Raw genomic sequence first — 12630 nt, 5'->3', positions numbered from 1 at the left:
ATAAAAGATGAAAAAGATATTAATAAATACAATTACCATTTTTACATTGCTATTGATGGTCAATTGTTCCAAAGATGATTATTCTTTTGGGGAATTAACTTCCCCTACTAATTTAACTGTTACCTATGAGATGATTGGAAAAACAACTGCAATGCCAGATGGTGATGGAACAGGAAAAGTAAAGTTTACCGTAAAAGCAGATGATGCAATATCCTATAAATTTGTTTTTAGCGACGGTACTACTGAAAACGCACCTAGCGGTGTATTTGAAAAACGATTTACAAAAACAGGTGTTAATACTTATACGGTTATCGTAATTGCCTCAGGAAAAGCTGGAGTAACATCTAATACAACTGTTGACGTTAAGGTGTTGAGTACTTTTAGTGATGATGAAGCAGTTACTTTGTTAACAGGAGGTACGTCTAAAAAATGGTATTTTTCTGCTTCCGAAGTAGGACATTTAGGGGTAGGCCCAAACAATTCAGATGCAACGCAAAACTATTATGGGTTTTGGTACCAAGCAGCCGCTTTTGAAAAAGCAGGAGCAGCAAGTAGTAGTTGTTTGTATGATAATGTAATGACTTTCTCATTAGTTGGAGGACAATTGAAATTTAATTTAGACAATGGAGGAAAAACTTTCTTTAATGCATCGTACTTAAGTGTAGGTGGTGGATCAGGTAGTGAAGACTCTTGTTTGAATTACACGGTTTCTGGAACAAAATCAGTTTCACTAAGCCCATCTGAGTCGGTTATCTTAAAAAACCCAAATGCCGCTACTCAAACAAGAGGTACATCAATGACTATTGCTGATTCTGGTTTTATGGGGTATTATATTGGACAAAGCACGTATGAAATTTTGTCGATTACTGAAAACAGAATGGTGGTTAGAGGCCTTATGGGTGGAGACGCAGGAGTTGCATGGTATCACACTTTTACTACAACTAAACCAACACAAACAGTTACTGATTATACAAAATTAGTTTGGTTTGATGAGTTTAATACAGATGGAGCTCCTGATGCTACAAAATGGGCTTATGACTTAGGTGCTGGCGGTTGGGGAAATAGCGAATTGCAAACCTATACTAGTAGTGCAGATAATGTTATTGTTTCTGGTGGAAATTTAAAAATCACTGCGAAAAAAGTAGGAAGTGGATATACTTCAACGCGATTAAAATCAGAAGGTAAATACAAGTTTACCTATGGTAAAGTAGAAGTAAGAGCCAAATTGCCTGCAGGTGCAGGAACATGGCCAGCAATCTGGATGTTAGGTTCAGATTACGCTACCAATACATGGCCAGGTTGTGGAGAAATAGATATTATGGAACACAAAGGAAGTGAGCCTAATGTTATTCATGGAACATTACATTACCCTAATAATTCTGGTGGTAATGGAAATGGAAGTACTAAAACAATTACTAACGCTTCTACTGAATTCCATGTTTACAAAACCATCTGGAGTCCAGCAACAGTAAAATTATATGTTGATGACGTGTTGTTTCATACTGTAGCAAATAATAGCAGTTTGCCATTCAATAAAGATTTTTTCATGATTATGAACGTAGCCATGGGAGGAACTTTTGGAGGAGCAGTTGACTCTGCCTTTACCCAATCTTCAATGGAGATAGATTACGTAAGAGTGTATCAATAATTAGGTATATATTTATCAGATTGAAAGGCCGGATTTTACCGGCCTTTTAATTTTGATAAAATAAAAAAAAGGAACCCATGCAAAATAAATTAAAACTTATGTTAACAATCATTACAGTCAGCCTTACGGTTGTTGCTTGTAGTGATAAAATCATGAAACCATCCGTTTCTTATATGACAGATAATCCTTTAGAAACTAGAGTAGATTCGATTTTAAAGTTGATGACTTTAGAAGAAAAAATCGGACAACTCAACCAGTACAATGGTTTTTGGGAAATTACAGGCCCAACTCCAAAAGAAGGGCAAGCCGCCAAAAAATATGCCGACTTGAAAAATGGTTTGGTAGGTTCGATGTTGAATGTCAAAGGAGTCAAAGACGTTAGAGCGTTACAGAAAATTGCGGTGGAAGAAACCCGTTTAGGTATTCCATTAATTTTTGGATTTGATGTGATTCATGGTTACAAAACGATTAGCCCTATTCCATTAGCTGAAGCAGCAAGTTGGGACTTAGTGGAGATTAAAAAATCGGCAGCTGTTGCGGCCGAAGAAGCAGCTTCTGTTGGATTAAACTGGACATTTGCACCCATGGTAGATATTGCTCGTGATGCCCGTTGGGGACGTGTGATGGAAGGAGCAGGAGAAGATCCTTATCTAGGAAGCCAAATCGCAATTGCTCGTGTACAAGGCTTTCAAGGAGATGATCTAAAAGCTAAGAATACAATTTTGGCTTGCGCCAAGCATTTTGCAGGTTACGCTTTTGCCGAATCAGGTCGTGATTACAATACTGTAGATGTAGGAGAATCTACTTTGCAAAACATTGTTTTTCCTCCTTTCAAAGCGGCTCTTGATGCAGGTGTGCGAACGTTTATGAATTCGTTTAACGAATTGAATGGAATTCCTGCTACCGGAAATAAATACCTACAAAGGCAAATCTTAAAAGACGATTGGAAGTTTGATGGTTTTGTAGTGTCTGACTGGGGTTCTATCAACGAAATGATTGCACATGGTTATGCAAAAGACAGCAAACAAGCAGCAGAGATAGCTATTAATGCAGGTTCTGATATGGATATGGAATCTAGTGCTTATGTAGAACATTTAGCGGAATTAGTAAAAGAAGGAAAAGTAAAAGAAAGTACAATTGATGATGCAGCTCGAAGAATTCTAAAAGTGAAATTTGAGTTGGGTTTATTTGATAATCCGTATTTGTATTGCGACGAAAACTATGAAAAAGAAACAGTAGGAAAACCTGCTTTTCAAGAAGCAGTGCTCGAAATGGCTAAAAAGTCAATTGTTCTCTTAAAAAACGAAAAAGAACTTTTACCACTTAAAAAATCAGGTCAAAAAATAGTGGTTATAGGAGCATTAGCAAATGATAAAACTAGCCCATTAGGAAGTTGGAGAATTGCTGCCGATGATAATTCTGCGGTTTCATTGTTAGAAGGATTAAAAAAGTATAAAAACAATAGCTTATCTTATGTAAAAGGAGCTGATGTTGCTGTAGGTAGAACTCAATTTGTTTGGGAAACCAAAATCAACATGACGGATAAAAGCGGATTTGCAGAAGCAATTAATGCTGCTAAAGGGGCTGATGTAGTTATTATGTCTTTAGGAGAACACGGTTTGCAATCTGGAGAAGGTAGAAGTAGAACTGATCTTGGTTTGCCTGGAGTACAACAAGAATTGTTGGAAGAAGTCTATAAAGTGAATCCTAATATTGTTTTGGTTTTAAACAATGGACGTCCACTGGCCATTCCGTGGGCAGATGAGCATATTCCTGCTATTGTTGAGGCTTGGCAACTAGGAACGCAAAGTGGGAATGCTATCGCACAAGTATTGTACGGGGATTACAATCCAAGTGGAAAATTACCTATGACCTTTCCTAGAAATGTTGGGCAAGTACCTATTTATTACAATTACAAAAACACAGGTCGACCTGTGATGAATGAGCCAGAAAGTGTTTTTTGGTCACATTATATTGATGAGAAAAATACGCCTTTGTATCCTTTTGGTTATGGTTTGAGTTATTCTAAATTTGAATATTCGAATTTAGAATTAAGTCAAAAATCATTTTCAGACAATGGTCAAATGGAAGTATCTGTAATAGTAAAGAATACGGGGAAATATGCAGGAAAAGAAGTAGTTCAGTTCTATATCCGTGATTTGTTTGCTTCGGTAACACGACCAGTAAAAGAATTAAAAGGATTTGAAATGATTGAATTACAACCTAATGAATCCAAAAAAGTGTCTTTTATAATCAATGAAAAAACAATTGAGTTTTTTACGGCTAATTCAAAATGGGAAGCTGAAGCAGGTGATTTTAAAGTGTTTGTAGGAGGAAGTTCTGCGCAAACATTAGAAGGGGATTTTCAATATTTAAATAACTAGTAAATGAATAAATTCTTAATATTACTAATGGTATGTTCGATTTCGTTCGCTCAGCCAAAAGGTAAAAAATTAGTTTGGGAAGAAAACTTCAATGGCAAAAACTTAAATGAGGAAATTTGGAACGTAGAACTTGGAGATGGTTGCCCTAATTGTGGTTGGGGGAATAGTGAAAGGCAGCTTTACACTAATGAAAATCATAAAATCGTAAAGGGAAACCTTGTAATCACTGCTAAAAAAGAAGAGGATAAATATACCTCCACTCGAATTACAACCAAAGGGAAAAAAGAATTTCAATATGGTTATTTTGAAGCGAAAGCAAAACTACCAGTTGGGAATGGCATATGGCCAGCTTTTTGGATGTTGGGATCTAATATTGATAAAGTAGGTTGGCCAAAATGTGGTGAGATTGATATTTTAGAGTATGTAGGGAGAGAGCCCGATATGGTTTTTACTTCTTTGCACACGCAGGACAGTCATGGAAATACTATCAATACAAAAAAAACAAAGTTTGAAGATATTGAGGACGGATATCATATTTACGCTATGGATTGGTCTAAAGATAAAATAGATTTTTTTGTCGATGGTAAATTAGTATACACTTTTAATCCAGAGCATAAAACGGAAGCAATCTGGCCTTATAATCAACCTTTCTATTTTATTGTTAATCTGGCAATTGGTGGAAATTTTGGAGGACCGGATGTGGACGACTCTATTTTTCCACAAGATTTTTCTGTAGATTACATCAGAGTTTACCAATAAATAAAGGAGACACCGTAAGAAAAGTAGCAAGTAAATTTAAACTTGCTACTTTTTTTGTTTTCAGCGTATATTCATCTTTTTCATATTACATTGGCGGTTTTTAAGATATGAAAATTACGGGTAGCAATGGTCTTCAAGTTTTTTTAGCATCCTGTAAATCTGTTTAAATGGAATCTTTAACTCCTTGTTTTTAACACTTTAAAGCTTAGGCTGTTAAATTTTCTTAATTTTATTTGTTTGTTAGCGTAAATATTTGTTAAATTTGAGTATTGAATTAACATTAAACAAAAATTAGCCTATTCCATAAAACTACTTTTAGAAAAAATTACTCCAAATTTTAAACAAAAACTAAAAGGTATAACTATGGCTAATATACAACCCCCAGACGCTTTATTGGTACAAAATTATGTAGCAGGTAATGAAGAAGCCCTGTCCACATTAATCAAAAGGCATGAATCAAGAATTTACGGCTTTATCTACTCTAAAATTTCCGATAGAGATATTTCAAATGATATTTTTCAAGACACTTTTATTAAAGTAATCAAAACGTTAAAATCTAATTCATATAATGAGGAGGGTAAGTTTTTACCTTGGGTTATGCGAATCTCACACAATCTTATTATTGACCATTTTAGAAAAAATAAGAAAATGCCTTTATTTAGAGAAACAGAGGAGTTTTCCATTTTTTCGATCATGTCTGATGATTCCCCTACAATTGAAAATAAAATTATTTCTGATCAAGTAGAAAGAGACATAAAAAAACTAATTGAAGAGTTGCCTCTTGACCAAAAGGAAGTTTTAGTGATGCGTATGTATCAGGATATGAGTTTTAAAGAAATTTCTGAAATCACAGGGGTAAGTATTAATACATCCTTAGGTAGAATGCGTTACGCTTTAATGAACTTAAGGAAAGTTATTGACAAACATCAAATAGTTTTAACTAATTAACAATATATAGATATATGCTGCGTTATTAATGAAAACAAATTAATCACAGCATGGCAAAAATTTACTCTAAAAAATCATTAGTCACTAGGACAATGAAACCAAGAAAAGAAGTCGTTTCTTTTTTGTTAAATTATTCAAAGGCATTAAGCATGATAGAAATTGACAATCATAGTTTCGAAATTATTTCGAACTAGAACATCAGTTAGTTTCAGTGCTTAAAAATGAAGTTCTATTGAGGAACTTGAATTGATAAATTTCACTAATTTGTATTTCAAACTAGTGAAATTTATTTTTTATAGTACCCATCTAAAACCGTTTTTCTTCCTACCGTTTTAGTGATGATGTCTTTTTCTAGATCCCAGCCTCGTGCTGGAGAATATTGTCTTCCGTACCATATTATTTGCAAGTGCAAATCATTCCAAATCTCTTCTGGAAAAATACGTTTGGCATCTTTTTCGGTTTGAACCACATTTTTACCATTAGTCAAATTCCACCTATACATTAAGCGATGAATGTGCGTGTCTACTGGGAAAGCCGGAACTCCAAAAGCCTGAGACATCACCACACTTGCAGTTTTATGTCCTACCGCAGGCAATTCTTCTAAATATTCAAAACTTTGAGGCACTTCACCTCCGTGTTTATCAATTAAAATATGGGATAAACCATGAATTCCTTTCGACTTCATTGGCGAAAGCCCACACGGACGTATGATATCTCTAATTTCCTCCACAGACATTTTTATCATATCATACGGATTATCTGCTTTAGCAAAAAGTAATGGCGTAATTTGGTTAACGCGAACGTCTGTGCATTGCGCAGAGAGCAGCACCGCGATCAATAAAGTATAAGGATCCTTATGATCTAAAGGAATGGGAATCGTAGGATATAATTCTTTTAACGTATTTATAACAAATGTTACCCGTTCTTGCTTCGTCATTTTTGTATTTTTATATCTTGTAAAAATAATATAAATTTTAGGATGTGCCTAATCCAGCTGTTCATTACAAGTCCTCCTTTAAAAAACCTTTTTTCTAAGTCTATAAAGGAGCTTCCTGCCGGTCGCTCTTTATAAACAAGAAAAAAATAGTTTTTTTCAGTCCGGGCTTTCCATTATCATCTGGGGCATTTCATAGATTATAAATAAAAAAATATGACAACATTAAAAAAAGGAGATAAAGCACCTGATTTTTCAGGATTAGACCAAGACGGGAATGCTCATAAATTAGGAGATTATAAAGGAAAAAAACTAGTTGTTTTCTTTTATCCAAAAGCAAGTACACCAGGTTGTACAGCCGAAGCCTGTGATCTTAGGGATAATTTTGAACGCTTTAAAGCGAATAACTATGAACTTCTAGGAGTTAGTGCCGATGCACAAGCGAAACAAGCTAAATTCAAAGAAAAATATGATTTTCCTTTTCCATTATTGGCAGATGAGGATAAATCAGTAATTGAAGCCTTTGGTGTTTGGGGACCTAAAAAGTTTATGGGAAAAGAATACGATGGAATTCACAGAACCACTTTTGTAATTGACGAAAATGGAGTTATCGATGAAGTAATCGAAAAAGTGAAAACTAAAGCCCATGCTGACCAGATTCTAAAAGAGATCTAGAAGCAATCAGTTTTAGTAATTAAAAAAAGCCAAGAAAGTAAATTTTACTCTCTTGGCTTTTTTATTTTATAGACCAAACTGTTTGTCTTAACAATCGGTGTTCAAATTATTTTCGTTCAATATTTTCGTCGGATTGTATCCAAAAAGGCTATGCTCTTTAATTATTTCAGCAATACCGGAAGGAAGCATTGGTTCCCAGCCTGGTTTTCCATCGCTAATCATTTTTAAAACCTCTCTTGAGAAAACCTCTAAAATTGCAGGATCATAATCATCAATATCAACTACTTTTCCATTGAATTTGAAGAATTTGTACAATTCTTTCATTCTAGGATGTACTTTTAGATTTTCTGAAGTAGTGATATCTCCATTCTCATCAAGCATTGGATATAAAAACACCTTCATATCGCGGAAGAATAATTTCCCGAAAGCTTCTAGAATTCCTCCACTTAAATGGCGATAGTACTTTTCGTCAAAAATATCAACCAGGTTATTTACTCCCATGGCTAATCCCATTCTTGCTTTGGTATAGTTGGCAAAATACTCAACCACTTTATAATATTCTTGGAAATTCGAAATCATTACCGTTTGCCCCAGTGAACAAAGCAATTCAGCTCGGTCCATGAAATCGCGTTCGTCAATTTCACCGTCGGAACGTAAATTTGATAAGGTAATTTCAAAAACAACTAGTGTATTTTCTTTCTCCACCTTATTTTCTTCAAGAAACATCTTTAATGATTTCTCGTACATGTCCATATTTACCTTGGTAACAGGACGGAAACTACCTCTTAGCGCAAGAATGTTCTTTTTATACAATATGGCTGCAGGAAGTATGTTTCGTCCTTGAGGATCAAACATAACCGCATCAGTCATTCCGTTTTTTACTAATTGTAAACTCATCAAACGATTGTCTACATCTGCAAAACGAGGACCTGAGAAATTTATAGTATCTATTTCTAGTTGGTCTTTGTCTAAATGGTCATATAAATAACGCAATAATCGTTTAGGGTCATTGTATTTATAGTAAGCACCATAAATTAAGTTCACCCCAAGGATACCAAGTGTTTCTTGTTGTAATCGAGCATCAGTCTCTTTAAAACGAATATGAAGTATAATTTCGTTATAGTCTTCATCAGGCTCAATTTGGTAGCGGATACCTACCCAACCGTGACCTTTAAATTGTTTGGCAAAATCAATTGTAGCAACAGTATTGGCATAACTAAAAAACATTTTATTGGGATGTTTTTCTCTGCTCAATCGCTTCTCAATTAGCTCACCTTCCATGGTAATCATTCTCTTAAGTCGGCTTTCTGTTACATACCGTCCATCTTTTTCTATACCATATATAGAGTCACTAAAATCTTTATCATAAGCTGACATTGCTTTTGCGATAGTTCCGGACGAACCTCCAGATCTAAAAAAATGTCTTACAGTTTCTTGTCCAGCACCAATCTCGGCAAAGGTTCCATATATATTTTCGTTCAAATTTATACGTAGAGCTTTATCTTTTATTGAGGGTATTTGTGCGATGACTTTGTCACCTTTTAGTTTTATTTCTGTATCCATTATATTTTAAATATGGCTAATATGATACAAAGTTAGTTAAATAGGTTTCTAATGAAAGAGAATTAATCCTATTTTTGTAAAAAAATTAAAGAGCAATTGAAAGTATATTTTTTAGGCACTGGGACATCACAAGGAATTCCTGTCATTGGGAGTAATCATCCTGTATGCAAAAGCATTGATTTTAAGGACAAAAGGCTACGTGTTTCGGTTTGGATTAGTTGGGATGAACATTCCTACGTTATCGATTGCGGTCCTGATTTTAGACAGCAAATGTTGGCGTCTAATTGTCAAAAAGTAGATGGAATCCTATTTACTCATGAACATGCAGACCATACTTCCGGTTTAGATGATATTCGTCCGTTTAATTTTAAACAGGGAGAGATTCCTATTTATGCCCATCATCGGGTGATTAATAACCTTAAAGAACGTTTTGATTATATTTTTAGAACTGAAAATCGATATCCGGGTGCACCTTCGGTAAAAACAATTGCTGTTGTCAATAATGAGCCTTTTCAAATAGGAAGCAAAGTTGCGATTCCCGTAAATGTAATGCATGGTGATTTACAAGTTTTTGGCTATAGAATTGATGATTTTGCTTATCTTACAGATGTAAAAACAATAGATGAAAGTGAAATTCATAAGCTTAAAGGTTTAAAAGTATTAGTAATAAATGCATTAAGGGAAGAACAGCACTTCTCCCATTTAAACCTAGAAGAAGCCTTGGATTTAATTGCGCTACTAAAACCTGAAAAAACATATTTAACACATATTAGTCATGTCTTTGGTTTTCATGAAGAGGTACAAAAAAAGTTGCCTGAAAATGTTTTCCTTGCTTATGATAATTTAGAAATTACACTATAATAAATAATTAAAATGAAAAAATCGTTTCTGCTCTATGCCTTTATAATACTGGTTCTTATGAATGTTTTTACCTATAGTTTTTACAGTAGCGAGGTCGCTTTTGAACAAAACAGATATGAAAAAACAACTAAAAAATTAAAAGATAGTTTGACTTCAGTTACAGCTAAGTTGACTGATGCTAATTATTTTTCTTTAGAAAAAAATGAAAATGCTCAAAATTATTTTGACTCCGATGATGCGGAAAAAATGATTAAGTATGAAGAGTTAATTCCTTATGTAACGGAGAAATTATTGGATTATAATTCAAATCCCAAAGGGAATCCTTATGTAGGTCAAGATCAAATAGGGGCTAATAAATTCATCATCAATAAAGTAAAAATTCTAAATCACAGATGGATAATTGCTGATTATAGTGATGGAGAAATTTGGGGAGAAGTGCTTCTTAAATATTTTGTAAATAGTGATGAAAGCATTTCTTTTGAAGTAAATCAAACCCTATTGTATCAGAAATAAAAAAAAAGGTTCCGATTTCGGAACCTTTTTTTTGCTTTATTTTACAACCAATTTTTAAAATCTGTAAATATCTGAGGTGATATTCCGTGTCCAATTGGGTATTCTTTGTATATAGAATTGATTCCTAATGCGTCTAAAAAAGGCTTTGTTTTTCTTGCCCATGTTACCGGGATTACTTGGTCAACGACACCATGAGAAGCAAATATCTTTAGTTTTGACAAATCGTTATTTCGATAATTTTCTTCAAAAATCTCGTCATTTACATAGCCGCTTAAAGCAATTACTTTATTGATCTTTTCTGGATGTGATAATGCAATCGCGTAACTCAATATCGCTCCTTGGCTGAAGCCAAGCAAGGAAACTGCTTTCGGATCAATCGGATAATTAAGAATTAATTCATCGATGAAACCAGCAATTAAATCTCTAGAAGATTTTGCTTGTTCGTTGTCTGAAAATTTATTTTGGTCTGCATCAAAATTGATGGCATACCAAGCATAACTTCCATATTGGAGATCATAAGGTGCTTGTGCAGATATTACATAATACTCATCAGGAAGTTCATCTGCAAATGAAAATAAATCTTCGGCATTGCTGCCGTATCCGTGAAGTAAAAGTAAAAGTGGGTTTTTATCTAGTTTTATTTTTGGTTCTCTAATGAGATATTGTAAAGATGAATTCATTTTGTTTATGATTTTTAAAAATCTATGTCAAAGTTCTAAATTTTGACATAATTGAATAATTTTTGAAATTAATATTTAGGAAATACTTGAAAACCATTTTTGGAATAATGCTCCCAATAAAGGCATCGGTTTTGTTTCTCCTTTTATTGCGCTAAAGATACCATATGACCACAATACTGAAACGAAAATCCACATTGGAGCGGATATAAGTAGGCTGTCAAAATTACTAATAATTAATCCTAGTGAGATAAAAGTAAGCGTTATTCCTAGTCCTTGACGGATATGAAATGAAGCAAATGTATTTTTATCTTCGGAGTTCATGGACATCGCGATAAAAACGCCAATACCTAAAATATAGCTGGTAATCGCTGCCGTTTTTCCTTTTTCAATGGTATTATTCATATTGTATGATTATGCTAATATTAATTTTCCTTGGTTTACGATTCCGTACACTTTTCCTTTTGTTTCTGTTCCCAGAAATGCGGAGTTTTTAGATTTTGATAAGATGGCGGCTTTAGAGAAAATACCTTTTCCCTCTGGAGTGAATAAACTCATATTCGCTTTGGCTCCTTCCGCAATAGGTTGACTTTCGATACTAAAAAATGTTTTTCCTGAAGTCAATTTTTCTACTACTTTTTCTAGTGGTAAAACAGTCATTAGAGCGCCAAAGGCACTTTCTAATCCGATAGTTCCATTTTTGGCCATATCAAACTCCATTTTTTTATGTTCAATATCCATAGGATTATGGTCTGATGTGATCATATCTATGGTATTGTCCAATACTCCTTTGAGCAATGCTTTTCGGTCTTTTTCTGTACGTAGTGGAGGCGAAACTTTAAATCGTGTATCAAAACCTTCCAGTTTTTCATCCGTCATAACTAAATGATGTACTGTGACACTACAGCTAACCTGAAGTCCTTTTGATTTGGCATCTTTAATTAATTGAACTGATTTTGCAGTAGAAACAGTTGGGATGTGCAACTTACCTCCAGTGTATTCTAATAAAAATAAATTTCTAGCAATTTGCAATTCTTCGGCCAGATTCGGAATTCCTTTTAAGCCTAGTCGAGTGGAAACGATACCTTCGTTAACTACACCTTGACCTTTTATTTTTTCGTCTTGTGGAAACGCGATCACTAATCCGTCAAAATCCTGAACATATTGTAAGGCAATTTTCAGCAAATTAGCATTGTCTTGGCTTTTATTATAATCTCCAAAGGCAACTGCTCCACAGTTAGTCATATCAAATAGTTCCGCCATATCTTTTCCTTCACTTCCTTTTGTCAAAGCGCCAATAGGGAAAAGCTGTGTAGCACTTCCGGTAGCTTTATTTTGAACAAAGTTAACTTGAGATTGATTGTCTATGATAGGGAAGGAGTTGGGTTGCAAAGCGATAGCGGTAAAGCCACTTTTTGCGGCAACACTTAATCCATTAGCAATGGTTTCTCTATCTTCATAACCCGGTTCGCCAAGTGAAACGCTACTGTCAAACCATCCTTGTGATACATGGAGATTATCGAGTTTTACTTCTTCGGTTTTATCTGTATTTGGAAGGGAAGTAGCTATTTTTTTTATAATACCATCTACCACTAAAATATCTACTGTCTGATTGTGAAAAGCACTGTTTGAATCGATAATTTTGGCGCTTCGGAGGATAAATTTCAT

At 34.3% G+C, this 12630-nt stretch carries 13 protein-coding genes; 8 read left to right on the top strand and 5 right to left on the bottom strand.

Annotated features, from left to right (window positions below; all coding sequences use genetic code 11):
• Positions 1-7 precede the first annotated feature (7 nt).
• The 5 genes from BLV35_RS11965 (at position 8) to BLV35_RS19300 (ending at position 5933) form a co-directional block, all read left to right on the top strand.
• Positions 8-1648, top strand: coding sequence for a glycoside hydrolase family 16 protein (locus BLV35_RS11965; RefSeq protein ID WP_091090246.1), 1641 nt, complete (start codon positions 8-10; stop codon positions 1646-1648).
• Positions 1649-1746: 98 nt separating this feature from the next.
• Positions 1747-4032: a beta-glucosidase BglX gene (bglX, locus tag BLV35_RS11960; RefSeq protein ID WP_394331046.1), complete on the top strand. Its 2286-nt coding sequence runs from the start codon at positions 1747-1749 to the stop codon at positions 4030-4032.
• A gap of 3 nt (positions 4033-4035) precedes the next feature.
• The gene (locus tag BLV35_RS11955) at positions 4036-4791 is read left to right on the top strand and encodes a glycoside hydrolase family 16 protein (protein WP_091090238.1); all 756 of its coding nucleotides are present in this window, start codon (positions 4036-4038) and stop codon (positions 4789-4791) included.
• 363 nt (positions 4792-5154) lie between these two features.
• Entirely contained in the window at positions 5155-5739 is a 585-nt protein-coding gene (locus BLV35_RS11950) for an RNA polymerase sigma factor (protein WP_091090235.1), read from the top strand.
• Between the two features lie 50 nt (positions 5740-5789).
• Positions 5790-5933, top strand: coding sequence for a hypothetical protein (locus tag BLV35_RS19300; RefSeq protein ID WP_176980612.1), 144 nt, complete (start codon positions 5790-5792; stop codon positions 5931-5933).
• A 92-nt stretch (positions 5934-6025) separates the two neighbouring features.
• On the opposite strand, the gene BLV35_RS11945 is transcribed toward BLV35_RS19300, so the two are convergent.
• Positions 6026-6676 (bottom strand): endonuclease III domain-containing protein, encoded by a 651-nt coding sequence (locus BLV35_RS11945; protein ID WP_091090232.1) that lies wholly within the window; start codon positions 6674-6676, stop codon positions 6026-6028.
• Positions 6677-6889: 213 nt separating this feature from the next.
• On the opposite strand from BLV35_RS11945, the gene bcp reads away from it, so the two are divergent.
• A complete protein-coding gene (gene bcp / locus BLV35_RS11940) occupies positions 6890-7348 on the top strand; it encodes a thioredoxin-dependent thiol peroxidase (RefSeq protein WP_091090228.1) in 459 nt (152 codons plus the stop codon).
• An 87-nt stretch (positions 7349-7435) separates the two neighbouring features.
• On the opposite strand, the gene BLV35_RS11935 is transcribed toward bcp, so the two are convergent.
• Positions 7436-8911, bottom strand: coding sequence for a TonB-dependent receptor (locus BLV35_RS11935; protein ID WP_091090225.1), 1476 nt, complete (start codon positions 8909-8911; stop codon positions 7436-7438).
• Positions 8912-9007: 96 nt separating this feature from the next.
• Between BLV35_RS11935 and BLV35_RS11930 the strand changes: the two genes are divergently transcribed.
• A complete protein-coding gene (locus BLV35_RS11930) occupies positions 9008-9772 on the top strand; it encodes an MBL fold metallo-hydrolase (protein WP_091090222.1) in 765 nt (254 codons plus the stop codon).
• A 12-nt stretch (positions 9773-9784) separates the two neighbouring features.
• Entirely contained in the window at positions 9785-10285 is a 501-nt protein-coding gene (locus BLV35_RS11925) for a hypothetical protein (RefSeq protein ID WP_091090218.1), read from the top strand.
• A 41-nt stretch (positions 10286-10326) separates the two neighbouring features.
• On the opposite strand, the gene BLV35_RS11920 is transcribed toward BLV35_RS11925, so the two are convergent.
• The 3 genes from BLV35_RS11920 to BLV35_RS11910 all read right to left on the bottom strand — a co-directional run bounded on the left by BLV35_RS11920 (position 10327) and on the right by BLV35_RS11910 (position 12630).
• Entirely contained in the window at positions 10327-10965 is a 639-nt protein-coding gene (locus BLV35_RS11920) for an alpha/beta hydrolase (protein WP_091090214.1), read from the bottom strand.
• A 75-nt stretch (positions 10966-11040) separates the two neighbouring features.
• Positions 11041-11367, bottom strand: a complete 327-nt coding sequence (locus BLV35_RS11915; RefSeq protein WP_074723179.1) for a hypothetical protein — start codon at positions 11365-11367, stop codon at positions 11041-11043.
• 9 nt (positions 11368-11376) lie between these two features.
• Entirely contained in the window at positions 11377-12630 is a 1254-nt protein-coding gene (locus BLV35_RS11910) for a dihydroorotase (protein ID WP_091090210.1), read from the bottom strand.

This window comes from Flavobacterium gillisiae, assembly GCF_900107635.1.
Classification (GTDB): Bacteria; Bacteroidota; Bacteroidia; order Flavobacteriales; family Flavobacteriaceae; genus Flavobacterium; species Flavobacterium gillisiae.
Note: the sequence above shows the minus strand (reverse complement) of the source record. Positions and strands in the feature narration are given on the sequence as shown.